Genomic DNA, 25376 nt, shown 5'->3' with positions numbered 1-25376 from the left:
CATCCAATGGGAGACTCCATATTGGACAGAACCGCCACTTCGGCGCGAGCGCGTACGCCGATACCGTCATGCCACTCCCCGGGTTTCCCCACTCCCAGGGCACCCCCGGCTTCACCCCGGAAGGAGAGCCACTCATGACCGAGTTGTCCCTGCGCCCCGACCCCACCGTTCCGACCGCGGCGGCCGGTGAGGAACCGCGCCTGCGTCGCGAACTCGCCGCGGTCTACCGCCTCGTGGCGCACTTCAGGATGACCGACCTGATCTTCACGCACATCTCCGTCCGGCTGCCCGGTCCGGAGCAGCACTTCCTGATCAACCCCTACGGCCTCCTCTTCGAGGAGATCACCGCGTCGAACCTCGTCAAGATCGACCTGACCGGCCACCCCGTCGAGGAGAGCCCCCACCCGGTCAACCCCGCCGGCTTCGTCATCCACAGCGCCATCCACGCCGCCCGGTCCGACGCCCACTGCGTCCTGCACACCCACACCAAGGCCGGCTGCGCGGTCGCGGCCCAGGAACACGGCCTGCTGCCGCTCAACCAGATCTCCATGGAGTTCTACGGCAGGCTCGGGTACCACGACTACGAAGGTGTCGCCCTCAACCTCGCCGAACAGCAGCGCCTCGTCGCCGACCTCGGTGGTCACCCCGCGATGATCCTGCGCAACCACGGCCTGCTCACCGTCGGCGAGACGCCCGCCCAGGCGTTCCTGCGCATGTACTACCTGGACAAGGCATGCGAGATCCAGACCGCGGCCACCGCCGCGGGCATCGCTCTCGTCATCCCCGGCCCAGACATCTGCGAGCTGACGGCACGTCAACTCGCAGGCGAGGACGACAGTTCGGACCTCCAGGACGACCAGGCGAACGATCTCGCCTGGTCGGCACTGCTGCGACTGGTCGAGCGCGTCGCCCCCGACTACAAGGACTGACCCGAGGGCGAGGACGAGTCGTGCGCCGACGGCTGCCCACCACCGGGGACGCCGACGGGGCACGCCGACGGGGTGCGGTGATCGGTCGGCGCACATCCCGGCGCTCCGACCGCGAACCGTTCCGCTGCTCATTTCGTCTCCATGTTCGATGCGGCACCTCGACGTGAGATGCCTCGGGGTGCCATCGAGGCACATGGATGTCCAGGGAAAGGACTGCCGGAACGGTGTTAGTGAGCCACAGGAAGAGGACTGCCCGCTGGATCGCCGGAGGCGCGCTGGCGGCTTCGGTCGCGGGTGTCACGGGGTGCTCGAGCGATTCGGGCTCCGCCGCGGACAAGGAGCCGACCGCAAGCAGCTCGTCCGCGGCCGACGCGGAGAACGCGAACAAGGAGAAGCAGAAGGACGGTTCGGCGGCGCAGCCTTCGGCGGGAGGCCAGTCCACAGCCGAAGGTGCCGTTGCCGCGTGGGTCACCGCGGTCATCAAGGGGCAGCCGAAGCAGGCGTGCCTGCTGATGGGGGAGGAGGCCACCGATTCGTCGCCCGCCCGAGCCGGCACCGCTGAGAGGTGCGACAGCGACGCGCCCGAGGTGCGGCAGATGCAGGACAACATCGGAGAGTTCCGTACGTCGTTCATGCCCGAGCCGCCCACGGACAACCCGAAGGTGGAAGTCGCGACTGTCAAGGCCACCGGCGACAAGGCAGTGGTCCCCGCCGACAAGGTCACCGTCGAAGGAAAGACCCTCGACAAGATCATCCTGTCCCACTCCACCGGGTTGGAGGCAGGGCAGTTGGACGTCAACTTGGAGTCCACCAAGATCGACGACGCCTGGTACGTGACCAATCTCGATTTCAACGTCGGCTAGTGCCGTGACCGGGTGGCCCTCCCGGGTGGGTGGTCAGGCTGTCGAGCGGCTTGGCCATCCGGTCGCACTCGGGGTCTTCGGGGCTGACCGCCCTACCGGGACCGATGCCCTCGGTTCCTCGGCCAACTGGTACTCCCCGGTGGCGGGTTGCCGTCTGCCGCAGGCAGGCCCGGCGATCAGCCGTGGACGGTGTTGAGGACGGAGGCGAGCTTTTCGGGCGCGCTGATCATTGCCATGTGGCCGGTGTCGAGGTCGATGACGTCGGGCCGAAGCAGCGCGATGGATCGCTGCTGGAGTTCCTCGACGTAGCACCGGTCCCGCGTGAGGTGCACGTACGTCCGCGGGATCTCGCGCCGGTAGCCGCTCAGGTCCACGGGCTCGGTCAGCAGGGCCGCCGAGTCGTCGGCGAGCCGGTCCAGGGTGGATGTGGCGGTCGCCTCGTCCATGTCGTCGCAGAGCATCGCGGCGGCGCCCTCGCGGCTCTGGTGGTAGATGCCGTCGGCGATGGACTGCTTCACCAACTTCCGTACGTCGGGATCGATCTGGTCAAGGACCCGGGAGCCGTCCGTCGGCACCACGGCCGACACGAGGACGACGTGACGGATCCGGTCGGGTACGAGGTCCAGAACGCGCGGGACCGTGACTCCCGCGAAGGAGTGGCCGACCAGTACGACATCCCGCAGGTCCTTTGCCTCGATGTCCTCACGGACCGCGTCGGCGCAGTCCGTGAGGGTGACCGTGCCCAGGTCGGTTTCGGCCCGGCTCCCGCGCCCCGGAAGATCGACCGCCAACGCCTCCGCGCCGAGATGGGGGATCAGCTCGTCCCAGCAGTTCGCGCCGAAGCCCGCACCGTGGATGAGAACGAACGCCATGGTTGACCTCCTCGTCAACGACTTCAACCGAACCTTAAGTGAATTCAGTTCTGTTGTGGAGGCTTGGGGCGGACCGGATGGACTGTGATGCCAGGTCCGGATGGACTGTGATGGCAGGTTCTGTCGGTAGGCGATGCGCCGCAATTTTTGGACAGGTGTAGACAGGTTCGTGTCCAGGGTCTAGCTTTTAGACATGCCTGGACAGGTTCATAAACATCATCGTGTCGCTCATGTGCTGGCCGAGGAGATCCGTGCGGGGGTGCATGCCGACGGCAGCAGGCTGCCCGGCGAGCATGCCTTGCGAGAGCGCTTCGGGGTGAGCCGGACGACGGTGCGGCAGGCCCTCGGTGTCCTCGGTGAGCAGGGGCTCATCGAGACACACGCCGGCATCGGGTCGATTGTCACCTTTGACGGCACACCCCTTGACCATCGCCTCGGCTGGACTCGTGCGCTCGCCGCGCAGGGCACCGAGCTGACGACCGAGACCCTGCGCTTCGAGCGGATACAGGACGAGGTTCTCGCGGGCGAACTGGGCCTGGAGTCAACCGAGTTCATCGCCCTCGACCGTGTCCGTCGACTGGTCGGCGGACACGGTGTCTCGCTGGAGTTCAGCCGCGTGCCCGCTGTCGCGGGCCTCGCCGATCTCCCCGAGCGCGGCCTCGACGACGGCTCCCTGAGCCGCACCCTCGCGGCCGTGGGCCGCGTCGCCGACTCCGGTGAGGCACACATCGCGGTCGCCGGACTCGACGCGGACGAGGCGGGGATTCTGCATCGCTCGCCCGGAGAGTCCTTCCTCCGCGTCGCCCAGGTGTTCCGGGGCGCGGACGGGGATGTTGTCGAGCAGGTCACCAGCCTGCTCGATCCGTCCCGGTTCCAATTGCACGTACGGACCGGCCGAGGAGCCCAGCTGTGACGTCCACCCCTGATCCCGCCCTGCTCGACCGCGCTCTCGGCGCCTTCTACGGGCTCGCGCTGGGCGACGCCCTCGGGATGCCGACACAGGTCATGTCCCGCGCCGATGTCGTGCTGGTCTACGGCACGCTGAGCGGCTTCGAGCCCGCGCGGTCCGACAACCCGGTGAGCGCCGGGATGCCGGCCGGGTCCGTCACGGACGACACGGACCAGGCGGTGATCCTGGCTCGGCTCCTGATCGAGGGTGGCGGGCACGTCGATCCACTGCGGTTCGCCGCGGAACTCCTGTGCTGGGAGAAGGAGATGAAGGCCAAGGGGTCGTTCGACCTGTTGGGGCCGTCGACGAAAGCGGCCCTGGACGCGGTGGCCCGCGGTGCCGATATCAGCGAAGCGGGCAGACACGGCACGACGAACGGCGCCGCGATGCGGGTGACGCCGGTGGGTATCGCGTTCGACACCGCCGACTCGGAGCGGTTTCTGGACCGGGTCGTCGAGTCCTGCCAGGTCACACATGACACGACCATCGGGATCGCGGGGGCGGCGGCCGTCGCGGCGGCCGTCTCCACCGGCATCGCCGGCGGTTCGCTCGACGACGTCTTCGACGCGGCGGTCGCGATGTCGGCGGCCGGTGCCCGGCGTGGGCACTGGATCGCGGGTGCCAGCATCTCGGCGCGTATCGCCTGGGCGCGCGAACTGGTGACCGGCCTGGACACGGCGGTGGCGCTCGACCGGATCGACGCGCTCATCGGCACCAGCGTGGCCAGCCAGGAGTCGGTCCCGGCCGCGTTCGCGGTACTCGCGCTCACCGACGGTGACCCATGGCGGTCCGCGTTGCTGGCCGCGAACCTCGGCGGTGACAGCGACACCATCGGTGCCATCGCGGGTGCCATCGCCGGGGCCGTGGCGGGGCTCAGCGCCCTGCCCGGCGACGCCGTACGCACCCTGCGGGAGGTCAACGATCTCGAACTGGAGCCTCTGACCAGGCAGTTGCTCACCCACCGCACCCGCTGAAGTCTCCCCACTCTTCCCAGTACCCCTCTGCGTACCCCTCTGTACGGAGCAAAGGCAAGGAGTCCCGCGATGGCCGCTTCAACGAAGAACGACCGCGTCGGCACCGTGGAGACACGTGGAATCGAACCGGTCCCCGACAGTGAACGGCACGGTCACGCGAGTCAGATGTTCTGGACCTGGTTCGCCGCCAACATCTCGATCCTCGGGCTGCCGCTCGGCGCGACCCTCGTCGCGTTCCGCGGCCTGAACATCTGGCAGGCCGTACTCGTCGCGGTCTGCGGTTCAGTGGGCTCGTTCGCGTTGGTGGGCGCGTTGAGCATCGCGGGCAAGAAGGGCGGGGCGCCGGCCCTGACGCTCTCGCGTGCGGTGTTCGGGCAGCGCGGCAACCACGGGCCGACGCTGGTGACCTGGCTGAGCCGGGTCGGCTGGGAGACGATCACCACGACCACAGCGGCGTACGCGCTGCTCGCCCTGCTCAACACGGTCTTCGGGGCCGGCCGCGGGACCGTCCTCACGCTGCTCTGCCTGCTGGTCTTCATCGCCTGCACACTGCTGATCAGCGGGCTCGGCCACGCCACCATCATGTGGATCAACAAGTGGGCGACCGTGGCCTTCGGAATCCTGAACCTCGTCGTGATGGGTTTCCTCGTCGCGACCGTCGACTGGTCGAAGGTGCTCGACATTCCGGCCGGCCCGGTCAGCGGCGTCGTCGCGGGCGTCGGCTTCATCGCGGCGGGAACCGGCATCGGCTGGGCCAACGCCGGTGCGGACTTCGCCCGTTACCTGCCGAGGTCGATACCGGGCATGCGGCTGGTACGCGCCTCGGCGTTCGGCGCGGGAATTCCGCTCGTGCTGCTGATCTCTCTGGGATCGCTGCTCACGGCCGGTGACCCGAAGCTCGCCACATCCGCCGATCCGGTCGCGGCGATCAACGCGATGCTGCCGTCCTGGATGGCCGTGCCATATCTGATCGCGGCATTCGGCGGACTGCTGATGTCCAATCATCTCTCCACCTACTCGGCCGGATTGACGATGATCACGCTCGGCCTCCGAGTGCCCCGCGCCTGGGCGGTCCTTCTGGATGTTGTCCTGATGTTCCTCGGCGGCATCTACTTCATGCTGATCGCAGACGACTTCTACGGTCCGTTCAGCACCTTTCTGACTCTGCTCGCCGTGCCGATCTCCGCATGGATCGGTGTCATCGCCGTCGACATGATGCGGGGACGGCACTACGACCCCGAGGGCCTGATGGACACGGGACGCGGCAGCCGTTACTGGTACACGGGTGGGTTCAACCTCCCCGCGGTCGTCGCGTGGCTGGCCGCGATCGCGGCCGGGCTGCTGTTCACCAAGGCCGCGACCAACGCGGACGACGTCTGGTTCGCCGGGCCGTTGGCCGATTCCTGGCTCGGTACGAACGGCCTCGGGTGGCTCATCGCGATCGTCACGGCCGGTGCGGCCTACGCCCTGTTCGGACGGCGCCCACAGGCGACCGCCGACTCCGCCACCCGTTCCACCACCGTCGAGGAGGCCGTTCGATGACCACCGACTCTCGTGTTGTCCTGGTGGGGAATGTCATCGCCGACCTGGTCATCGATGTGCCCGCACTGCCCGAGCGGGGCGGCGATGTCATCGGGACCCGCACCGAGCTCTATGCGGGGGGCGGCTTCAACACACTCACCGCGGCGCGTCGGCTCGGTGCCGAAGCCGTCTACGCCGGCCTCCATGGCACCGGCCCCTACGGCGAGTTGGTGCGTGCCTCGCTCGCGGCGGAAGGCATCGGGCTGGTACTGCCGGCACGCTCGGACGGCGACACCGGGTTCTGCGTGGCACTGGTGGACGGAGGCGGCGAGAGAACCTTCGTGACGAGCTTCGGGGTCGACGCGCGCATGACGTCGGACGAGGCGGAGACGATCGCCGCGTCCGTGCGCGGCGGCGACCTGGTACAGGTGTCCGGCTACAGCCTGGTGATGGCGGTGAACGGCCCTCTGCTGTCCCGCATGATCGCCGGCCTCCCGGACGACGTACGGGTCTGCCTGGACCCCGCGCCGCTCGTGGCGGACATCCCGGCCGAGGTCCTGAACCCGGTGCTGGCCCGGACCGACTGGCTGAGCTGCAACGCGCGGGAAGCCCAGCTGATGACCGGGACGGCGGAGCCGCGGGAGGCCGCGCTCGTGCTGCGCGGACGGCTGCGGAGCGGGGCCGGGACCGTTGTACGGGCCGACAAGGACGGATGCTGGCTGGCGGCACCCCACTTGCATGACGTCGTGCACGTCCCCGGGTTTCCCGTTGACGCGGTCGACAGCAACGGGGCCGGGGACGCACACGTGGGAGCGTTCCTGGCGCTCCTGGGACGGGGAGTATCCGCCCACGACGCGGCACGCGGGGCGAACGCGGCGGCGGCGTTGGCGGTGACGCGACGTGGTCCTGCGACCGGACCGACCTCGGGCGAGCTGGCCGCGCTGTTGGGAGAGGACATCTCGGGCGCCCTGGGACTGAGCTGACGGACCGGCGCGGTCAGAAGGGCGTCACCGACACGAACGAACTGTCCTGGCGGAACAGGTCGGTGCCGTCCGACGGGTCGACGCGGAGCTGGTAGTTGTAGTGGCGCAGGTAGTAGCCGGGGTAGTTGTACGACTCCAGTCGTACGGAGCTGCCGGTGCGGGCGATGAAGGTGGCGTCCCTGGCGAACGTCGACGAGCCGTCGTTCGCGTCGAAACGGGCCCGGAAGTCCCAGTGCCGAAGGTAGTTGCCGGCCGCGTCGCGGAACGAGTAGCCGTTCGTGTCGGCGAGGCCCGCCACGATCGTGAACGTGGACGCCTGCTTCTCCGCCGTCGTGCTGGAACTGGTCAGCACGGGCAGGTTGAGCAGGGCGGACTGCTCCTGCCAGTAGCGGGTGGTGAAGTTGCCCGACCGGAGGTAGCGGGTGACGCCCGTCGGCAGGGTCACACCACCGGACACCGTCTCCTTGACCACCGTGAAGTGGCGTGCCGTCCCCGAGATGCCCGGCAGTGTCTTCGGCGCGCTCCAGGTCGCGAAGGTGTCGTAGCTGTCGCTGTAGTAGTAACTGCCGTCGCCGTAGCCGTCGAAGAAGATCCGCCACGCGCCGTTGTCGAGCTGTATCAGCGCGGCGCCCTCCCGAGTGCCGCCCCAGCCTGCCCAGTTGCCCGTCCTGCTGATCGTGTACGGGCCGGCGAGCGCCGAACTGGTCGCGTACTCGATGTACTTGGACGTCTCGTTCTTCGTGAACGCGTGATACGTCGAGCCGGTCTTCACGATGAACGTGTCGATGTGGTTGGCGCCGATGCCGGACAGCGCCACCGGTGAAGTCCAGGCGGTGAGCGCGGAGTTGGTGGCCCTGAGCAGATACGGGGTGAAGATCCACTCGTTGCTGGTCACCGAGCAGGACACGATGATGTTCACGCTGCCGTCGCTGTCGACGAACCACTCCGGCGCCCAGGCGCGCGACAAATTCGCGATCGGCACGGTGTAGTCGTACAGGAAGGTCCAGTTGCTGCGGTCCGAGCTGCGGGCGAAGCCGATGGTGGTGCTGGTGTCCTGCCAGGTGTGCGTGGTGTAGGTGATGTAGTAGTAGCCGTCCGTGTGCTTGAAGACACTGGCGTCGCGGATACGGCCCGCGGGCGGCGTGTACGCGGACGCCTTGAGGAGCCGGAAGTCCGTCGCGTCGTCGGACTGGTAGACGTTCACCGTGCCGTCGTTGCTGTTGAGGAACGGCACGATGGTGTAGCGGGTGGCCGATCCGCGGGGCGGCGCGGCCGCGGAGGCCGCGCCGAGCAGGCCGGGCAGCCCGCCCACGACGAGCGCCGAGACCGGCAGGGCGGCCATCGCCCGCAACAGGCTCCGGCGGGAGGGGGCGAAGGGGCGGGACGTGCCGGTCGCGTCCGGGGCGGTGGCGGGTCTGCGGGAGTTGTCTGGCGTGATCATGTGCGGCTCTCCTCGTTCGGACTGCGCTGGTGCTGCTGGTCGTGCCAGTCCCGTGGACCCCGGGGTCGTCCGTCCCGGGGCCCACGGGGTGGTTCAGAAGCGGGCTCCGACGGCCGCGCCGTTCTTCGGGACGAGCAGGTCCCGGGCGGGCGGCAGGGAGCCGTCGGACGAACGCGGTCCCGTGATGGCGCCCGTGTTCGTGCTCACGACCGACGAGTCGTCCCAAGTGCCGCCCAGATCCCACGAGTTGCCCGTGGACGTGGTGCCGGAGCCGAGTGCCGCGGGCCGTGCGTCCGCGACGGACAGGTTGGCGGTGAGGACCGCCTTTCCGCCCGAGCCGTCGGCGTCGAAGCCCGTGCCCGTGTTGCGGAACGTGGTGGTGCGGCTCAGGGAGAGCACGCCCGGATTGCCGTTGTCGGTGACTCCGTGCGCCGCGTTCCGGTACGCGAGCGAGTTGCGCAGGGTGTGGGCCACCGCCGGTGCCGGGCTCCCGCCGCCCAGCTTGAAGCCGTTGCCGTCACCCGCGAAGTCCGGGAAGTTCCACCGGTTGAAGCCGTTGCCGTACGCGATCGTGTTCTCGACGACGACCGGCGAGGTGAACTTCCAGGCGTCGTAGCCGTCGTCGACGTTGTTCCACAGCCTCGCGCCCCGCACGACGTTGCCGCTCCCGCCGCCTTCCTTGATGGCCAGCCCGTCCGCGCTCTCGCCGTTCTTGCGCGGGTCGCGGTTGCCGTAACTGTCCAGGTTCAGGATCTGGTTGCCCGCGGAGGCGCCCTGGAGCTGGAAGCCGGACTCGTAGTTGTCGTGGGTGGTCAGGCGGGAGAACACGTTGTTGCTGCAGCCGTCGCAGTAGTAGCCGTACGGACCGTTGACGATCTCCAGACCGGAGACCTTCCAGTACGAGGCCTCCTGGTGGACTGCCCCGCGCTCGGCGCGCGGGATGCTGCCGCCGACCGGTGTGTGGCTGGCCGGCAGCTGCTCGCCGTCGATGACGACGCGCTCGCCCTGGTAGGCGCCGAGGGAGATCGGCTGCGACGCCGTGCCCGAGGTGGTGATCGTGATGTTGTCGGTCAGGGCGTAAGTACCGCCCCGTACGAGGATGGTGTCGCCCGCCTTCGCCCTGTCGACGGCTTTCTGGACGGTCCGCAGCGGTTGGTCGAGGGTGCCGGCGGCGGCGTCGTTCCCGTTGACGGCCACGACGATGGTCGACGCCGCGGCTGCCGGGGTCGGTAGCACCGTCGTCGCCAACACGGCACCCAGTGCTGTCCCGGTGAGCATGTCCGCGATGCGCACGAGGCCTCCTTGTCTGCCGATCCGAAGGTTGTCGCGGGTCAGTGGTCGCCCACACCGGGTTGGTTGCCGGGGTGTGCGCACCCGCCACGAACGGATCGATATACCGAACGTGGTTCGGTAAACCGGTCAGAACGTAGAGTCTGGCCGTGAGCACGTCAATAACTTCGACACGCTCAGCCACTTCTGGCTCCGCGGCCCGGTGTGAAGGCGGGTTTGGCGTGGCGATGTCCGGCTACCCGAACCGCGTGTCATTGACAGAGCAGCAGGAACTCGTTCGTTTCCTCGAGGACCGGTTCGCCTGTGCGCAGGCATGTAGCGAGTGCGCACGGGTCTGCGCCCTGCGCGCGAGCCTCGCCGAACTCGACGGCCCCGACGATCAGCAGGAGTTGAGGCGCAAGGGCATCCTCTGCGCGGAGGTCTGCGACGCGACCTGCCGCGCCCTCGCCGAGCAGACCACGCAGGCCGAGGCCGGGATGCGCGCCCAGGTGGAGTGGTGCCGTGCCGTCTGCCTGGAGACCGCCCATGCCTTCGACCGGAGCCCCGGCGCCGAGAAGGGCGCCGAGACCTGCCGCGACTGCGCGCGTGCCTGCACGGAGTTTCTCGCCGTCCTGAGGTGAGGTTCCGTGCAGCGAGGCCCCGTGCGGTGCGGTGACGTACGGAGGTGACGTGTCCGGCGGAGGTGACGTTTCCGGTCGGGTGTCGGGTGTCGGGTGTCGGGTGCCGGGTGCAGTGTTGCGGGGGAGGGCGCCACGCCCCGAGGTGCCGTGTCGCGAGGGGCCGTTCAGTTGGGCGCCCGCCTGACCTCACTCCCTGGGCTCTCCGAGCGCCCGTCCGACCCGTACGTTCCAACGCCCGGCCCGCCCGCTGAACTCCGTCGCGGCCAACGGCGGCACGTCGACGCGCCAGAACGCCGACTCCGGGGCCCCGAGTGCCCGCACCACCCCGGCCCGTACGATCTCCGGCTCGACGACGGCGATGATCCGGACGGAGCCTGGTCCTGAACCCTCGGCCGAGCCTGAGCCCGAAGCCCCGGAACTCGGATCCGCCACCGTCTCCAGCCACTTCGCCACGCGCTCGCACAGCCCGGCCACCGACTCGCCGCCGTGCGGTGCGGACGACGGGTCCGCCAGCCAGCGCCCCACGGCTTCCGGTTCGTCGGTGCTCACCTCGGCGAGGGTCGCCCCGCGCCAGCGGCCCACGTCCAGACCGGCCAGGTCGGGCTCGGTGACGGCGAGGGCGTCGAGCCCGAGGGCCGCCGCCGTCTCCCGGCAGCGAACGGTGGGTGAGACCAGGACCCGGTCGGCGGCCGGCAGCGAGCCCGCGGCCGCCCCGGCGAGCCGCAGCCCGGCCGGGTCGACGGGGCATCCGTCTTCGAAACGCGCCTCCCGCAACGCCGCGCTCATCACTGGTGAGATCAACATCACTCGGCTGGTCATCGGCCCGCCCTCGCGTTCCACACGTGCTCAACACCCCTGCCCGTACCGGGAATTGGGGTCGTGACCAGGGCACCGGCGCACCCCCGGCATTCCGTGCGCCCTTGGCCGCGACTCCGCTTCGCGGTACCTTCTCGTCGATATTGACGACGGTACGACGGAAGCCGGTGGGAATCCGGCACGGTCGCGCCACTGTAAGCCCCGCGCAACCGCCTCCCAGCAGGGGAGGCGGAGGTCGAGCAAGTCAGACCCGTGGCCGTCGTCCTGTGCACCACCGAGATGGGACGCGAGTTCCCCCAGGAGGTCCTGCCATGGCGCAGTCCGCCGTCGCCCAGCCGACCGTAACCACCCCCGACGTACCCGCAAAGCTGCCGATCGGCGCGATCGCCCCCTGGGCGGTCTTCCTCGGCATCCTGATGCTGGTGCTCCTCTACTTCGTCGGCGCCGAACAGGGCGCCACCTCCCTGGTCTCCGGCGAAGGCGTGCACGAGTGGGTGCACGACGCCCGCCACCTGCTCGGCTTCCCCTGCCACTGACGGCGACAAAGAACCGACAGGACAACTCGATGAACTCCGTCACCGTCAGAAATCTCCTGGTGCGCGGCATGCTCGCGGGTCTTGCCGCGGGCGTGCTCGCCCTGGTCGTCGCCTACTTCCTGGGCGAACCCCGGGTGGACCAGGCCATCGCGTTCGAGGAGGCCCACGCCCACGAACACGGCGGCGAGGAACTCGTCTCCCGTGCCATGCAGTCCACCGGTGGTCTGTCCACCGGCGTCCTCGTCTACGGGGTCGCGTTCGGCGGCATAGCCGCCCTCGCGTACTGCTTCGCCCTCGGCAGGATCGGCCGCTTCGGGCCGCGAGCCAGCGCCCTGCTGCTGGCCGCCGCCGGTCTGGTCGCGGTCTACCTGGTGCCGTTCCTCAAGTACCCGGCGAACCCGCCCGCCGTCGGCGACCCCGACACCCTCAACCAGCGCACCGCGCTGTTCCTCCTGATGATCGTGCTCAGCGTGCTGCTGGCCGTCGCCGCGGTGATCCTCGGCAAACGCCTCGCACCGCGCCTGGGCAACTGGAACGCCACCCTCGCGGCGGGCGCGTCCTTCGTCCTGGCCGTCGGCCTGGCGTACGCGTTCCTGCCGTCCTTCAACGAGGCGCCGGCGGGCTTCCCGGCCACCCTGCTGTGGCAGTACCGACTGGCGACCCTGGCCATCCAGGTGACCCTGTGGACCGCGTACGGCCTGGTCTTCGGGCTGCTCGCGGAGCGCGTGCTGGCTCCCGAACCGGCCGTGGCCGAGGGCGAGAAGGCGGCCGAAGGGCGGGCAACTCCGGTCGCGCACTGACCCGTTCACACACCGAAGGGCCCCTGGAGCACATCCTGGGGCCCTTCGGTGTGTGCGTGCGTGGCAGTCGCGTACGTCGTCGGCATTCCCAATTTCTGGAACACGTTCTACGGTGTGCGCCGTCAGGTCCGGGTGGCCGAACGAGCGGGCCAGTGGGAGCCAGGAGGCGCCGTGCATCTCGAATACACGCCGGAGCAGGAGCGGTTGCGCACCGAACTGCGTTCCTACTTCGCCGAGTTGGTCCCCGACGACGTGTACGCCCGCTACGGCGATCCGGCGGCGCAGAAGCGCTTCTACCGCGAGACCATCCGACGGCTCGGTTCCGACGGCTGGCTCGGCGTGGGCTGGCCGAAGGAGTACGGCGGGCGCGGTCTGACCCCGATGGAACAGTTCATCTTCTTCGACGAGGCCGCGCAGGCCGGCGTACCGCTGCCGCTGATGGCTCTCAACACGGTCGGGCCGACGATCATGCAGTTCGGCACCGACGAGCAGAAGGGGTACTTCCTGCCGAAGATCCTCTCCGGCGAGCTCGACTTCGCGATCGGCTACAGCGAACCCGACGCGGGCACGGACCTGGCCGCCCTGAAGACCAAGGCGGTGCGGGAGGGCGACGAGGACACCGGCCATTACACGGTCGACGGCCAGAAGATCTGGACGACCAACGGCGACACCGCCGACTGGGTCTGGCTCGCCGTCCGCACCGACCCCGACGCCCCGCCGCACAAGGGCATCACCATGCTCCTCGTGCCGACGTCCGACCCCGGCTACTCCTGCACGATCATCAACACCCTCGCCTCGCACGACACCACAGCGAGCTACTACGAGAACATCCGCGTACCCGCGTCCCGCCGCGTCGGCCAGGAGAACAAGGGCTGGCGGCTGATCACCAACCAGCTCAACCACGAGCGGGTCACCCTCGCCGCACACGGCACCATGGCCATCCGCGCCCTGCACGACGTCCAGCGCTGGGCCATGGAGACCAAGCTCGCCGACGGCCGCCGGGTCGTCGACCTCCCCTGGGTGCGCCGCCGCCTCGCCCAGACCCACACGAAGCTCGACGCGATGAAACTCCTCAACTGGCAGATGGTGAACGCCGTCCAGGAGGGCACACTCACCCCGCAGGACGCCTCCGCCGTCAAGGTGTACGGCTCCGAGGCCCGCCGGGACGCCTACGCCTGGCTCATGGAGGTCGTCGCCATCGCCGGTGTCCTCAAGGAGGGCTCCGCGGGCGCCGTACTCCACGGCGAACTGGAACGCGGCTACCGCTCAGCCGTGATCTTCACCTTCGGCGGCGGCAACAACGAGATCCAGCGGGAGATCATCTCGTGGATCGGTCTGGGGATGCCGAGGGTGCGGCGCTAGATCCAGCCGTTCGTCGAACTAGCAGGTGCATGGCCGAGGCGGAACAGCCCGCGTGTGTCGAGACGGGCCCGCCCCACTCCTCGTCCCAGTGTCCGAAGGCCGCGCGGAGCGCAGACGCCGCTGCGGTATTGCTCCAGCCGGCCGCGCCTCAGGGGGTCGAAGCGGTCGCGCGTACTCCGGAGAAGGCCTCCACACGTGTTCCGTCGAGTCGGCAGACGTGGTCGGTGCCGACGAAAGGGTGCCGAGCGGTGTGCATGCGGTGTCCTGGACGCTGACGGCGGAGAAGTGTCGACTTCCTGGCGGGTGGTGAGGTACGGGGCGGCGGGATGGCGGCTGCGGGCGGCCACACCCGGTACGACGGACCAAAGGCCGAGCGGGGTTCTGGAGGTCGGCGACGACCTGGGCGCCTGCGGGAGCGTTGCCGCAAGCAGGGACCGCCGGTCCATGGACAGACTCTCCTCTCCCGCCCCTGCGGAGATGCTTTTACGGTCGGTACTGCCGACGGTTCACCGGCCCGCAGGAGCGAAGCTCTTCAACGATCAAGCGTCGCCCATGTCGTTGCCGGCTGTCCGTGCATCCGGTTGGACCACGAGGACCTACGACGCGACCGACCGCGGCGCCGCGGTGATGGACATCTTCCGGTTCGAGAAGGGCAAGATCGTCGAGCACTGGGACGTCATCCAGGCCATCCCCGAGACGTCCGCCAACGACAACACCATGTTCTGAGCAGCCGCTGTCCTGTTGACCAGTGACCTCGCGACTCGCACCGGATCGCGGGAGTTGGTCACAGGCCGTACATGGTGCGAAAGAACTGGTCGATCTCCCGGCGGCCGGGGGCCGGTTGGGACAGCGTCTCGGCGCCGGGGGCGCGCAGTCCGTCGAGGAGTACGCCGACGCAGCGGTCGGTCAGGTCCGCCGTGGGGCCGTCGTCCTCGGCATCGGGCAGGCGTGGGGGGATCGAGTTGAGCATCAGTACGACGTCGTAGGCGGTCACGTCCTCGCGCATGGCTCCCGCGCGCTGGGTCCGGGCCACCAGGTCTTCCAGGGCGGTCAGGAGCTGGGCGCGAATGCCGGCCAGTTCGGGGCTCGGTTCCTTGGCGCGGCCCCGGGACACGGGGGAAGAGCTGGCTGCTGCGCAGCCGCACCATGTGGCGCACCACCCGGGCGAAGGCGGCCCACGTGGCCGGTTGTTCGGCCAGGGCGTGTTGTACCTCGGCCACACTCTCCTGCATCACCTTGATCGCGACGTGCTCCACCAGGGTGGTCTTGTTCGGGAAGTGCCGGTAGATCGTGCCCATGCCCAGCCCGGAGCGCCGGGCGACCTCCGCGATCGACGCCTGGTAACCGAGGTCGGCGAAGACGTCCTGGGCGACCTGGAGGATCTGCTCGACGTTCTGACGGGCGTCGGCGCGCAGCGGACGCTCATCGGGGGGTGTGGACGGGCTCATGGGACTCCGATGTTGGCCACCCTGCGAATCGACGGCTCCTACTTGAAGGACGTTGACCTCGTCGAGGTCCTGATGGAGGGGCGCCAGGAGTCGTGGCGGGTCTTGTCGTCGAGGTCCTGGTGTAGCAGTGCGAGGGCGGCCTTGGGGCCGGGGTGTCGGGGGTCTTGAGGTGGTCCGCTGGACCATGGCCACCGCTAGTTCCGCGAGACCAGATTGGCCACGGGGTGGCCGAGGGCGGCGAGGGGCTCGATCACCTTGTCCGCCGTTTCCGGGTCCCCGCTGTACACCGGGACGAGGACCAGCACCGGCCGGCCGTGCGCCTCCTTGGGCAGAGCCGGCAGCGGGGGCGCGTCGGTGATGGCGATCAGCAGCCCGAGTTCACGGGGGGGCGTCCGCCATGTGGCCGGGGATCTTCGCAAGGATCGAGGCGGCCTGGTCCCGGGGGAAGATGATCTGCCCGCTGACGACGTCGGGGCCCAGCGGGTGGGCCTGGAACTCGAACGAGGTGACGACTCCGAAGTTGCCGCCACCACCGCGCAGCGCCCAGAACAGTTCGGGGTTCTCCTTCTCGTCCGCGCGGACCCTGCGACCGTCGACGGTGACCATCTCGCAGGCCAGCGGATTGTCGACGGTCGCTCCGAAGCGGCGCATGAGGTGTCCGATGCCACCTCCGAGAGTGAGTCCGGCGACGCCGGTGGTGGTGACCGTCCCGGCCGGCACCACGAGACCGTGCTGCTGTGTGGCGGCGTCCAGTTCCCCGAGCAGTACACCGGGCTGTGCCCGCACGACACGCGTCTTGGGGTCGACACTGATCGCACGCATGCCGGAAAGGTCTACGACCAGGGCTCCGCCGGGCATCGCCAAGCCGTCCGACATGTGGCCGCCACCCCGCACGGCGACCGGGATGTCGCGCGCGGATGCGGAAGACGGCGCCACGGAAGTCGGCCGGGAAGTCGACGTGCGGGTTCGAGGTATGGGCCGTGCTCATACATGCCTCCAGGCTGGATCGCTTCAGCTAACCGGAAATTCAATTTCCGGTTACGGGATGAGGCTGACGCAGCTTTGGATGATCTTCGCCTTCGGTGTCGAGCTTCGCCTGCGCCCCGGGTCGGCGCCGACCGTTCACCCCGGTGGAGGTGTTCCACGCGGTGCTGCCGGAGACGACCGAACGCGGCGACGGCGCCGCCTGATGGGCACCGGCTACTCGGCCATCCAGCCGATGCCCAGCGCCAGCGGCCTCGGCCCGGTGATGGCCGCCGCCCGCAACTGCCTCTACTCCCTCAACGACGAACTGGCCGACACCGGCGTCTATGCCGGCACACTCTCCGTCGCCGCCCTGATCGCCCGCAGCGCGGCCGCCGAGGCCCAGTCCGGCGCCCCGGTCGGGTCCGAGCCCATCGTGATGAACGGTTTCGAGCTCCCCGTCGTCGACCCGGACGACCTCGCCGAGCACCACTGGGACATGTACACCGAGCGTGACCGCGTCGAGCGGATCCACCCAGAGCCTCTGAGTGCGCTGCGTGTCGACATCTGGTCGGATGTCGTCTGCCCGTGGTGGTACATCGGCAAGCGGCGCCTGGAAACGGCGGTCGACCGGTTCGAGCACGCCGACGCGGTCGAGATCCACTGGCACAGCTTCCGACTCGACCCCTCCCATCCCAAGGGCCACCGTCGGCCCGTCTTCGAAACGCTGGTGCAGAAGGCCGGGCCCCGCTCCCGCAGGTGCGGGCGATGACCCGGCAGATCACCGAACTCGCCGCCGCCGAAGGGCTGGCGTTCGACTTGGAGCGGGCCGTCTCGGTCAACACGATCGACGCCCACCGTCTGAGCCACTTGGCTGCAGCGCACGGACTGGGGGGCCAGATGCACGAGAGGCTGCTGCGCGCCCACCTGTGCGAGGGTGAAATCGTCGATGATCCCGACACGCTGGTACGGCTCGGCGCCGAGGTCGGCGTACCCGAGGGCGAGGCCCGGCGGACGCTGAACAGTGACGAGTACCCGGACGCCGCCCAGGCGACCCGCTGAGCCGAACCGGCCGGGAGACGACGGCTGGACCGGAGAACCAGCGCTGGAAGGTCCCGCCCGGACCCTCTGAAGGCTCAGGCCGAACCCCGAACACCCAAGAGTGCGGACGCCGTCCAGGGCCGATCTCCGGACGTGGACGGCGTCCACCAGGAGAGGCGAGAGACCGTACAAGCCCCCTGCAACGGCACAAGGAAGTACTGCCAGGCCGGACGCGCTCATGCCAAAATGGTGCGCCCGGGCATAGTGTGAACACTGGTGCGGGGGATGAGTTCGGACAGGCACCCGGAGGTGGCAGTTTGGCACGTCACCCCAGTCGGGATGATTCGCGTCACTCCAGCCAGGACGAACCGTACGGCGAGCTGCAGCCTCGACAGGCGCCGTCGTACGACTCCCCGGCCGACCCCGCGTTTTTGCCCGGCCTTCGGCGCCCCCCGGCACCGTCGTCCGACCCGCCGCCTCGTACGGCACCGTCATATGCCCCCCGCCCCGCCCCCGACTTCGTCGGGCGGGGGACCGAACTCCTCGCCGTGTACGAGGCGTTGGAGAACGGGCCGGCGCTCGTCGTGGTGGAGGGCGAGGCCGGTATGGGAAAGACGCGGCTCGTGCGGGAGGCGGTCGCCCGCGCGGTCGGACGCGAGGCGGTGATCGCCACCTGCCCGCCGCTGCCCGAGCCGTTCACCCTGGGCGCGGTCGTCGACGGCATCCGTCGCCGCGTGCCCTCCCCGCCCGACGGCCTGGAACTCAGCCCGCTCGCCGGGGCGTTACGGCCGCTGTTCCCCGACTGGGCCGACCGGCTGCCGCCGCCGCTGGACGTGCTCGACGATCCCCACGAGACCAGGCACAGGATCCTCAGCGCACTCACCGAGCTGCTGGGTCGCCTCGACATCGGTGTGCTGGTCGTGGAGGACGCCCACTGGGCGGACACCGCGACCCTGGAGTGGCTTCTCACCCTCACCGCCGCCGGACGGCCCGATCTGTCGATCGTGGTCTCCTTCCGCCCGGACGAGGTGCCGGACGGCTCGCTCCTGACCCGGCTGACCTCCCGGGTGCCCTCGGACGTCACGCTCGTACGGCTGACACTCGGGCCGCTGGACCTGGCGGACACCCACGAGCTGGTCGCGTCCATGTTCGACACCTCGACGGTGTCCACCGAGTTCGTGTCCTTCCTGCACCGGCACACCGACGGCATCCCGCTCGCCGTGGAGGAGTGTGTCCTCCTGCTGCGGGACCGCAAGGACATCGTCCACCGCGACGGCACCTGGATCCGCAGGGTGCTGACCGAGTTACAGGTCCCGGCGACCCTGCGGGACTCGGTGCTGGAGCGGGTGGAACGGCTCGACGCCCCGGCGCGCAGGGTGCTGGAGGCGGCTGCCGTACTGGACGCGCCGTCCGAGGAGGCGCTGCTGAGCACGGTCGCGGACCTGGCCCCCGAGGCCGGCCGCGCCGGGCTGGCGGCGGCGCTCCGGTCGGGGCTGCTGCGGGAACAGACACCCGGTGCGTACGCCTACCGGCACGCCCTGGACTGCCTGGCCGTGCGCGGCGCGATCCCCGCGCCGGACCGGCGCCATCTGCACGGCAGGGCTGTGGCGAGCCTTCTCGGGCTGCGGCCCGAGCCCGTCGCACGGCTGTCCTGGCACTGCCGCGAGGCGGGCGACGTCGCGGGGTGGTGCCGGTACGGGGAGGCCGGCGCCGACGTGGCACTGGAGTCCGGCGACGACCGTGCCGCGGTCGTGACCCTGCTGGGGCTGCTCACCGCAGCGGACCTCACGACGGCGGACCGGTCGCGTCTCGCCCGCAAGATGGGTGGCGCCGCCGTCTTCGGCGCGCGGGACGTCAGCGATCTCTCGCGGGCCGTCCTGGACGCCGTACGGAAAGTCCTGTCGTACGAGGATCTGCCGCGCCAGGAGCGCGGTGAGACCAAGCTGCTGCTCGGCCGGCTGCTGCGGGACGCCGGTCAGGAGTCCGCGGCGTTCGACGAGATCGAGGATGGTGTTGCCCATCTGGGGGACCGGCCCGAACTGGCCGCGACGGCGATGTCCGTCCTGGCGATGCCGCTGGTGCCGGAGTGGCCGGCGGCCCGGCACCGCATGTGGCTCGCCCGGGCGACGGAGCTGCTGCCGAGGATCGAGTCGCCGTCCGACCGGCTCCGGGTGACCACGAACCGTGCCTCGGCCCTGCTCCTGCTCGGCGAGGAGGAGGGCTGGCGGGCGGCCGACGAGATCCAGCGTGCCGCGGCCGACGCGCCCCCGGCGGAGCGCGGACTGCTCGCCCGGTTCCTGTTCAACGCCGGTCAGACTGCGGTCGTCTGGGGCGACTACGCCGGGGCCCGGTCCCGGCTGACCGCGGCGGCGGCACTCGCGGAGTCCATCGGGTACCGGCGGCTGCTGAGCATGGTTCGGGTCCCGTTCGCGTATCTGGACTGGTGCACCGGCGAGTGGGCGGGCCTGGACGGGACCGTCGCCGCGCTGGTTGCCGACCGGGATGTCAACCCCTACGGCTCGCGGCTGGCCCGGCGGATCCAGGCGGTGCTGGCACTCGCCGGGGGCGGCGGCGCGGCGGCCCGGCGCGGGTTGCGGAAGGTCGTCGACGAATTCGCCGAGGGCGGCCTGTGCGAACCCGAGGCCGGGCTCTCGGCGGCGGCACTCGCCCGGTCGCACCTGATCGTCGGCGACTGGGCCGCGGCCCTCGAAGTCACCGGCCGGGTCCTGGAGTTGATCGAACGCAAGGACGTCTGGCTGTGGGCCACCGACATTCTCCCGGCGCACGTCGACGCCCTGACCCGAACCGGCCGGACCGACCGGGCCGAGGAGTTGCTGCGGCAGTACGCCGACGGGACCGAGGGCCGCAACGCGCCCGCGGCCGTCGCGGCCCTGTCCTCCGGCCGCGCGATCCTGGCCGAGGCCCACGGCGAACCGGCCCTGGCCGCCGAGGCGTTCGCGACGGCGGCCTCGGCGTGGGCCGCCCTGCCGCGCCCGTACGACGAGTTGCTGGCCCTCGAACGGCGGGGCCGCTGCCTGCTCCGGCACGGTGACACCGGGCAGGCGCTCGCGCAGCTCGCCACCGCGCAGGAGCGGCTGTGGACGCTGGGCGCGCGCACGGACGCGGACCGCGTGGCCCAACTGCTGCGCGAGCACGGGGTGGAGGTGGCCCGTGCCTGGCGCAGGGGGCCGCGCGGCTACGGCCCACGGCTCTCCCCGCGGGAACAGCAGGTCGTGGCGCTGGTCGCACAGGGGATGACCAACCGGCAGGCGGGCCAGGCGCTGTTCGTCTCGCCCAGGACCGTGTCCACCCAACTCAGCGCAGCCATGCGCAAGTTGGGGGTGTCGTCGAGGGCCGCCGTGGTCCGGGCGGCGGTCGAGGCCGGCGTACTGCCGCTGGAGTCCGAGGACTCGGCACCCCACGGCTAATTATTCGGTCACCTGCCTGATCGCCGTGCGGCCGGTCGCGTACGAGGCTGGTGTGTCATGCGAGTCGACCCGCAGGAGCCACCGCGCGCCGAGGAACAGAGCGAGCAGCATGCAGGGAACGCACCGGGTGACCCCGGGCCGCCTTGCGCCCAGGAGCCCTCCGGCGAGGAGGAACCCCTCCCTGAGAGCTGCGACGACGGCCGGTTCGAACCCCTCTGAGCCACCGTCCCCCACCTTCGGCACTCGGAAAGGAACACCTTGATACCCCCCACCCCCCATCACCTCCACGGCAGGCGTCCCAGACCTCCCCGCCTGACCACTGCCCTCACCGCCTCCGTCATGGCCGTCTCCCTGACCGCTGCCGCACTCGCCGCCTCACCCCCCGCCGGTGCCTCGGGCACCGCGACGGAGGGGAACGACGGCCAGACATCCATCACCCTGATCACCGGCGATGTCGTCGACGTCACCGAAGCCGGCAGCGGTAGGCGCGCGGTACAGGTCAAGGCAGGCGAGGGCCGCTCGGACATCGTCTTCTACCAGCGGGAGGACGCGGGCGAGTTCAGCGTCATCCCGTCGGACGCGATGGGCCTGGTGGCCGAAGGCACCCTGGACGCCCGGCTGTTCAACATCACCGCCCTCGCCCGGACCGGATACGACGACGCCGAACTCGACGCGCTGCCGCTGATCGTCGAGCACACCGGGGACCGTACGCCCGCCAAGCTCGCCCAGGCCGACGGTGCGACGGTCGGCCACACGCTGCGGAGCATCGACGCGACCGCCGTCGAGGAACGGCACGACAAGGCAGGCGAGTTCTGGTCGGACATCGTCCGCGAGTCGGCGTCCGCGTCCGCAACGAAGTTGGAGTCCGGCCTGTCCAAGGTCTGGCTCGACGCTCCCGTCGAGACCCGCGACGACGTCGGGAACGCCCAGATCGGCGTCCCGGCGGCCCGGGCGGCCGGTTACACCGGCGAGGGCGTGAAGGTCGCCATCCTGGACACCGGTTGGGCCCACGCCCACCCCGACCTCCAGGGCAGGGTGACGACGGAACGGAACCTGATCAACGGCTCCGACAACGCCGAGGACGACAACGGCCACGGCACCCATGTCGCCGGCATCGTCGCGGGCAGCGGCGCCGCCTCGAACGGCCGCTACGAGGGTGTGGCGCCCGGCGCCTCGCTGCTCGTCGGCAAGGTCATGGACGCCGGCGGCTCGGGCTTCAGCTCCGACATCATCGAGGGCATGGAGTGGGCGGTGGCGCAGGGCGCCGACGTCGTCAACATGAGCCTCGGCTCGCGGCTGCCGAGCGATGGCGCGGACCCGTTGTCCCAGGCGGTGAACACCCTGTCGGCGCAGGGGGATTCGCTGTTCGTGGTCGCCGCCGGGAACTCCGGTCCCGGTACCACCACCATTGGGGCACCGGCCGCCGCCGACGCCGCTCTCACCGTCGGCGCGGTGGACTCCACGGGTGCGCTCGCGTCCTTCTCCAGCCGGGGCCCGCGTCTCGGGGACGGTGCCATCAAGCCGGACGTCACCGCCCCCGGTGTGGCCGTGATCTCGGCGCGGGCCAAGGGCACCTCGATCGGCGACATCGACCCCGCGGGACCGCAGGGCCCCATCGACGACAACTACACGGCGCTGTCGGGCACTTCGATGGCGACACCGGCGGCGGCGGGCGCCGTGGCCCTGCTCGCCCAGGCGCACCCGGACTGGGGCGGCCGGCAGCTCAAGGACGGGATCAGGTCCGCGGCGAGTCCGCAGCCGGACCAGAGCGTCCACGTCCAGGGCAGCGGCCTCGTCGACGTGGCCAGGGCGACGAGCAGGACGGTGACCGCGTCCCCGTCCGGCCTGAACGCGGGAACGTTCACCTGGCCGCACACCGCGGCCCCGGCCGCGACGAAGACGGTCACCTACCGCAACGACGCCGACACCCCGGTGACCCTGACCGTCACCCCGTCGGCGGCGGACGGAACGGCACCCCCCGCCGGCACCCTGCGCCTCTCCGCCACCGAGGTCACCGTCCCGGCAGGCGGCGAGTCCACCGTGGACGTGACGATCGACCCGGCCACCGGCATCCCGTCGACCGGAGCGTCGTACGCCTGGCGGCTGGTGGCGGCGAGCGCCGACGGTTCCACCCGCGTCCAGACCACGGTCACGGCGAAGTTCGAGGAGGAGAGCTACGACCTCGACCTCACCGCCCTCGACCGCAACGGAAGCACCCCGCTGGCGCCGTACACGTCCGTGATCGCCGTCGATCCTCTCGACCGGACCGGCGCCTCGTCCTTCGGGCTGATCAACACGACCCGGCCCGGGGCTCACCTCAGGCTGCCCAAGGGCAGGTACGGTCTCACCGCCCTCATCAACACCGTGGACCCGGAGACGAAGACGTCCGTCGACCTCACCCTGGAGAGCAGGCCGGAGGTCGCGCTCGACCGGAACACCGCGATCGAGTTCGACGCCCGCAAGAGCAAGCCGGTGTACGTCGGTGTCCCGGACGACACGGTCGCACCCTGGTTCCGTGAGTTCGGCGCCCAGCACACCTCCGTCGACTCCACGGGCAACCAGGAGCTGTCGAGCCTCGGCGTCATGACCCCGTACTACTCGACGACGGCCCTGTCCGCCGTACCGACCCCGGCCGCAGAACGGGACAGCTCCTACCGCTACTTCTACCGCTCCACCCTGGCGGCCCCGGCGGAGCCCGACGCGTTGAACGAGGGTCCGGTCTACTCACTGGTGGAAGAGAAGAAGGGAGGCGTGCCGAGCCGGCTCTCCTACACCGTCCCGCTCCACCGACTGGCCAAGGTGAACGCCTCGTACGGCAAGCGTGACGGTCAGCTCGCCGGAGCGGCCCGGGTCATCCTCGGTTACGTGGGCGGCCAGACCAGCCTCTTCTCGGTGACGCGCAACGTGCCGATCCCGACCGAGCGGGTGGAGTACTACAGCGCGGACCCGGATGTCACCTGGACAGGGTTCCTCGGGGAGTTCATGACCCCGGACGGCAGCAGCTACTACGCGCTCGGACGGCAGCAGTCCAACCCACGGACCTACAAGCCGGGCAGCACCACGAAGGAGACCTGGAACCATCCGGTGGTCGGTCCGGCGCTGGCCGCGAACGGGCAGTTCCTGAGCCGCACCGGGAACCGGATCGCCCCGGCGTTCGCTCTGTGGGGGGACTCCGACCCGAGCCACTACAACTACAACAACCGCGCGTTCAGCCGGGGCGATGCAACCCTCTACCGGGACGGGACCGAGGTCGGCAAGCTGGACAGCCCCTGGGAGGACGAGGCGAACTTCGACAACTTCGACAACTTCTGGACCGTACCCGCCGAAGCGGCCGACTACCGGCTCGACGTCACCGGGACCCGCAGCACCAGTTGGCACGGCCAGCGCTCACAGCGCGTCGAGGCCAGCTGGACGTTCCGGTCGGCGGGCACCGACGCGACCGCCCCGCCGGCGCTGACCGTGCTGCGCTTCCAGCCGCCGACCGACCCGAACGGCATCGCCCCGGCGGACACGAAGTTCACGATCCCGTTCGTCGTGCAGCAGCAGGGGCCTCGTCGGCACCGAGGCCTCGACACGGTGAAGGTCGAGGTGTCGTACGACGACGGCGCGACCTGGACGACCGTCCCCACGCGAGTCAGGGGCACCACCGGGCGGGCCGTCCTGACCCACCCGGCGGCCTCCGCCACCAGCGGCTGGGCGACCCTGCGCGCCAGCGGTGAGGACCACTCGGGCAACACCTTCAGCGAGACGATCACCCGGGCGTACCCCATCGGCTGACGGACCGACGGAACACAGGCCGGCCCGGGGCCGGGTGGGAGCACGCCGCGCTCCCACCCGGCCCCGGGTGGAGCCGCGGCGCCACTCGGGCCCCATGTCGGTGGTGAGGTTGACGTAGCAGTTGTCCAGCGTGTGCGGCTTGAGATCCGCGTGCAGGGAAGCCAGTTTCAGATGTTCGGTGACGGTCGGGACGGTCGTGTGGACGGCGGCGACGGACACACCTTGCGCGGCGAACGCGAGGGTCGCGACCCTTCGGGCGCCGGCCTTGGACGCAGGACGCCGGGGCCGTGCAGGGGACTTCGGGGGCCACTCCGCGCGACCGCTGATGCCCTGGGCGCGGTCCAGTAGGTCGTCACGTACGGGACGAACGGGGCCGCTGCGAGAGCCGGAGCGCGCGTGCGGAAGATTCACACAATGCTCACGGCGACGGGCCCCGAGTCGGCCGCGGGGCCGGAGGCGCGGGACGTCGACGACTTCCGGCGGCGGCGGATGGCGCAGCTGGCGTACGCCTCACTGCCGCCGTACGCCCATGAGTTGTACGGAAGATCCGTACGGTCGCCCGGCGCGGTGACGCGGCAACTGCGACTCACAGGCACCGTGTTGCGCTGTGTTCCCGCACGTCTACGCTGGCAACTGCCGCCCAAACACATTATCCGCGCGATGTCACGGCTCGGCCCCGGCTCGCGCCCGGCCCCGTACAAAGTCGGACGCTAGCTCGCCATACTGGACGGGCCAGGGGAGGGCGGGGTCAAGCGACGGGGGC

Annotated in this window: 21 protein-coding genes, 3 pseudogenes and 1 riboswitch; of the genes and pseudogenes, 16 read left to right on the top strand and 8 right to left on the bottom strand. The window is 70.2% G+C overall.

The window, feature by feature from the left end; all coding sequences use genetic code 11:
- Positions 1-134 precede the first annotated feature (134 nt).
- Both ACH4YP_RS28405 and ACH4YP_RS28400 read left to right on the top strand, forming a co-directional pair.
- Positions 135-929 (top strand): class II aldolase/adducin family protein, encoded by a 795-nt coding sequence (locus ACH4YP_RS28405; protein ID WP_361064006.1) that lies wholly within the window; start codon positions 135-137, stop codon positions 927-929.
- Between the two features lie 230 nt (positions 930-1159).
- Complete coding sequence (locus tag ACH4YP_RS28400) at positions 1160-1792, top strand: hypothetical protein (RefSeq protein WP_361064009.1); 633 nt, start codon at positions 1160-1162, stop codon at positions 1790-1792.
- A 176-nt stretch (positions 1793-1968) separates the two neighbouring features.
- On the opposite strand, the gene ACH4YP_RS28395 is transcribed toward ACH4YP_RS28400, so the two are convergent.
- Positions 1969-2664 carry an alpha/beta fold hydrolase gene (locus ACH4YP_RS28395; protein ID WP_398493290.1) on the bottom strand — a complete coding sequence of 232 codons (696 nt, stop codon included), beginning with the start codon at positions 2662-2664 and terminating at the stop codon, positions 1969-1971.
- Positions 2665-2857: 193 nt separating this feature from the next.
- Here ACH4YP_RS28395 and ACH4YP_RS28390 point away from each other — a divergent pair, with 193 nt between their 5' ends.
- From ACH4YP_RS28390 to ACH4YP_RS28375, 4 genes are all read left to right on the top strand, one after another.
- Positions 2858-3577 carry a GntR family transcriptional regulator gene (locus tag ACH4YP_RS28390; protein ID WP_398493289.1) on the top strand — a complete coding sequence of 240 codons (720 nt, stop codon included), beginning with the start codon at positions 2858-2860 and terminating at the stop codon, positions 3575-3577.
- Positions 3574-4587, top strand: a complete 1014-nt coding sequence (locus ACH4YP_RS28385; protein WP_361073117.1) for an ADP-ribosylglycohydrolase family protein — start codon at positions 3574-3576, stop codon at positions 4585-4587. The genes ACH4YP_RS28390 and ACH4YP_RS28385 overlap by 4 nt, the downstream gene beginning before the upstream one ends.
- A gap of 69 nt (positions 4588-4656) precedes the next feature.
- Positions 4657-6129: a cytosine permease gene (locus ACH4YP_RS28380; RefSeq protein ID WP_361073114.1), complete on the top strand. Its 1473-nt coding sequence runs from the start codon at positions 4657-4659 to the stop codon at positions 6127-6129.
- Positions 6126-7091: a PfkB family carbohydrate kinase gene (locus ACH4YP_RS28375; protein ID WP_398493287.1), complete on the top strand. Its 966-nt coding sequence runs from the start codon at positions 6126-6128 to the stop codon at positions 7089-7091. The genes ACH4YP_RS28380 and ACH4YP_RS28375 overlap by 4 nt, the downstream gene beginning before the upstream one ends.
- Positions 7092-7104: 13 nt before the next feature.
- Here ACH4YP_RS28375 and ACH4YP_RS28370 read toward each other — a convergent pair whose 3' ends face one another.
- Complete coding sequence (locus ACH4YP_RS28370) at positions 7105-8433, bottom strand: glycoside hydrolase family 43 protein (RefSeq protein WP_398493413.1); 1329 nt, start codon at positions 8431-8433, stop codon at positions 7105-7107.
- 192 nt (positions 8434-8625) lie between these two features.
- Positions 8626-9810 (bottom strand): right-handed parallel beta-helix repeat-containing protein, encoded by a 1185-nt coding sequence (locus ACH4YP_RS28365; RefSeq protein WP_361067814.1) that lies wholly within the window; start codon positions 9808-9810, stop codon positions 8626-8628.
- 239 nt (positions 9811-10049) lie between these two features.
- Between ACH4YP_RS28365 and ACH4YP_RS28360 the strand changes: the two genes are divergently transcribed.
- Positions 10050-10442 carry a ferredoxin gene (locus ACH4YP_RS28360; protein WP_361067811.1) on the top strand — a complete coding sequence of 131 codons (393 nt, stop codon included), beginning with the start codon at positions 10050-10052 and terminating at the stop codon, positions 10440-10442.
- A gap of 186 nt (positions 10443-10628) precedes the next feature.
- On the opposite strand, the gene ACH4YP_RS28355 is transcribed toward ACH4YP_RS28360, so the two are convergent.
- Positions 10629-11261, bottom strand: coding sequence for a histidine phosphatase family protein (locus ACH4YP_RS28355; RefSeq protein ID WP_361067805.1), 633 nt, complete (start codon positions 11259-11261; stop codon positions 10629-10631).
- Positions 11262-11391: 130 nt separating this feature from the next.
- Positions 11392-11534, top strand: a riboswitch (cobalamin riboswitch).
- 35 nt (positions 11535-11569) lie between these two features.
- Between ACH4YP_RS28355 and ACH4YP_RS28350 the strand changes: the two genes are divergently transcribed.
- The 4 genes and pseudogenes from ACH4YP_RS28350 to ACH4YP_RS28335 all read left to right on the top strand — a co-directional run.
- On the top strand, positions 11570-11794 hold the full coding sequence (locus ACH4YP_RS28350; RefSeq protein ID WP_055611616.1) for a CbtB-domain containing protein: 225 nt from the start codon (positions 11570-11572) through the stop codon (positions 11792-11794).
- A gap of 29 nt (positions 11795-11823) precedes the next feature.
- On the top strand, positions 11824-12594 hold the full coding sequence (locus ACH4YP_RS28345; RefSeq protein WP_361067801.1) for a CbtA family protein: 771 nt from the start codon (positions 11824-11826) through the stop codon (positions 12592-12594).
- Positions 12595-12765: 171 nt separating this feature from the next.
- Positions 12766-13956 (top strand): acyl-CoA dehydrogenase family protein, encoded by a 1191-nt coding sequence (locus ACH4YP_RS28340; protein ID WP_398493411.1) that lies wholly within the window; start codon positions 12766-12768, stop codon positions 13954-13956.
- A 609-nt stretch (positions 13957-14565) separates the two neighbouring features.
- Positions 14566-14682 (top strand): annotated as a pseudogene (locus ACH4YP_RS28335) (SnoaL-like polyketide cyclase); the annotation flags it as partial.
- A 58-nt stretch (positions 14683-14740) separates the two neighbouring features.
- Here the strand turns inward: ACH4YP_RS28335 and ACH4YP_RS28330 are convergent.
- The 4 genes and pseudogenes from ACH4YP_RS28330 to ACH4YP_RS28315 all read right to left on the bottom strand — a co-directional run bounded on the left by ACH4YP_RS28330 (position 14741) and on the right by ACH4YP_RS28315 (position 16280).
- Positions 14741-15070 carry a hypothetical protein gene (locus ACH4YP_RS28330; protein WP_398493285.1) on the bottom strand — a complete coding sequence of 110 codons (330 nt, stop codon included), beginning with the start codon at positions 15068-15070 and terminating at the stop codon, positions 14741-14743.
- Between the two features lie 190 nt (positions 15071-15260).
- Positions 15261-15404 (bottom strand): annotated as a pseudogene (locus ACH4YP_RS28325) (TetR/AcrR family transcriptional regulator); the annotation flags it as partial.
- A 194-nt stretch (positions 15405-15598) separates the two neighbouring features.
- Positions 15599-15823, bottom strand: coding sequence for a hypothetical protein (locus ACH4YP_RS28320; RefSeq protein WP_398493284.1), 225 nt, complete (start codon positions 15821-15823; stop codon positions 15599-15601).
- On the bottom strand, positions 15783-16280 hold the full coding sequence (locus tag ACH4YP_RS28315; RefSeq protein WP_398493282.1) for an FAD-binding oxidoreductase: 498 nt from the start codon (positions 16278-16280) through the stop codon (positions 15783-15785). Before ACH4YP_RS28315 ends, ACH4YP_RS28320 begins: the two co-directional genes overlap by 41 nt.
- A 343-nt stretch (positions 16281-16623) precedes the next feature.
- Between ACH4YP_RS28315 and ACH4YP_RS28310 the strand changes: the two genes are divergently transcribed.
- The 5 genes and pseudogenes from ACH4YP_RS28310 to ACH4YP_RS28290 form a co-directional block, all read left to right on the top strand.
- Positions 16624-17139 carry a DsbA family protein gene (locus tag ACH4YP_RS28310; protein ID WP_398493280.1) on the top strand — a complete coding sequence of 172 codons (516 nt, stop codon included), beginning with the start codon at positions 16624-16626 and terminating at the stop codon, positions 17137-17139.
- Positions 17136-17429, top strand: coding sequence for a DsbA family protein (locus ACH4YP_RS28305; protein WP_398493278.1), 294 nt, complete (start codon positions 17136-17138; stop codon positions 17427-17429). The genes ACH4YP_RS28310 and ACH4YP_RS28305 overlap by 4 nt, the downstream gene beginning before the upstream one ends.
- Positions 17430-17674: 245 nt before the next feature.
- Entirely contained in the window at positions 17675-20836 is a 3162-nt protein-coding gene (locus tag ACH4YP_RS28300) for an AAA family ATPase (protein WP_398493276.1), read from the top strand.
- A gap of 339 nt (positions 20837-21175) precedes the next feature.
- Positions 21176-24613 (top strand): S8 family serine peptidase, encoded by a 3438-nt coding sequence (locus tag ACH4YP_RS28295; RefSeq protein ID WP_398493274.1) that lies wholly within the window; start codon positions 21176-21178, stop codon positions 24611-24613.
- 354 nt (positions 24614-24967) lie between these two features.
- A pseudogene (locus tag ACH4YP_RS28290) lies at positions 24968-25327 on the top strand (hypothetical protein); the annotation flags it as partial.
- Positions 25328-25376: the final 49 nt, after the last annotated feature.

It is taken from the genome of Streptomyces sp. NPDC020747, assembly GCF_044334695.1.
Lineage (GTDB): Bacteria > Actinomycetota > Actinomycetes > Streptomycetales > Streptomycetaceae > Streptomyces.
This window is presented reverse-complemented; position numbering and strand designations above follow the sequence as displayed.

Bases quoted from the DNA above. Each gene is read 5' to 3' on its own strand.
- ACH4YP_RS28405 (WP_361064006.1), top strand. From the start codon at position 135: ATGACCGAGTTGTCCCTGCGCCCCGACCCCACCGTTCCGACCGCGGCG.
- ACH4YP_RS28395 (WP_398493290.1), bottom strand. From the start codon at position 2,664: ATGGCGTTCGTTCTCATCCACGGTGCGGGCTTCGGCGCGAACTGCTGG.
- ACH4YP_RS28390 (WP_398493289.1), top strand. From the start codon at position 2,858: ATGCCTGGACAGGTTCATAAACATCATCGTGTCGCTCATGTGCTGGCC.
- ACH4YP_RS28380 (WP_361073114.1), top strand. From the start codon at position 4,657: ATGGCCGCTTCAACGAAGAACGACCGCGTCGGCACCGTGGAGACACGT.
- ACH4YP_RS28375 (WP_398493287.1), top strand. From the start codon at position 6,126: ATGACCACCGACTCTCGTGTTGTCCTGGTGGGGAATGTCATCGCCGAC.
- ACH4YP_RS28370 (WP_398493413.1), bottom strand. From the start codon at position 8,433: ATGGCCGCCCTGCCGGTCTCGGCGCTCGTCGTGGGCGGGCTGCCCGGC.
- ACH4YP_RS28365 (WP_361067814.1), bottom strand. From the start codon at position 9,810: ATGCTCACCGGGACAGCACTGGGTGCCGTGTTGGCGACGACGGTGCTA.
- ACH4YP_RS28360 (WP_361067811.1), top strand. From the start codon at position 10,050: ATGTCCGGCTACCCGAACCGCGTGTCATTGACAGAGCAGCAGGAACTC.
- ACH4YP_RS28355 (WP_361067805.1), bottom strand. From the start codon at position 11,261: ATGACCAGCCGAGTGATGTTGATCTCACCAGTGATGAGCGCGGCGTTG.
- ACH4YP_RS28350 (WP_055611616.1), top strand. From the start codon at position 11,570: ATGGCGCAGTCCGCCGTCGCCCAGCCGACCGTAACCACCCCCGACGTA.
- ACH4YP_RS28345 (WP_361067801.1), top strand. From the start codon at position 11,824: ATGAACTCCGTCACCGTCAGAAATCTCCTGGTGCGCGGCATGCTCGCG.
- ACH4YP_RS28315 (WP_398493282.1), bottom strand. From the start codon at position 16,280: ATGTCGGACGGCTTGGCGATGCCCGGCGGAGCCCTGGTCGTAGACCTT.
- ACH4YP_RS28310 (WP_398493280.1), top strand. From the start codon at position 16,624: ATGCCCAGCGCCAGCGGCCTCGGCCCGGTGATGGCCGCCGCCCGCAAC.
- ACH4YP_RS28305 (WP_398493278.1), top strand. From the start codon at position 17,136: ATGACCCGGCAGATCACCGAACTCGCCGCCGCCGAAGGGCTGGCGTTC.
- ACH4YP_RS28295 (WP_398493274.1), top strand. From the start codon at position 21,176: ATGGCCGTCTCCCTGACCGCTGCCGCACTCGCCGCCTCACCCCCCGCC.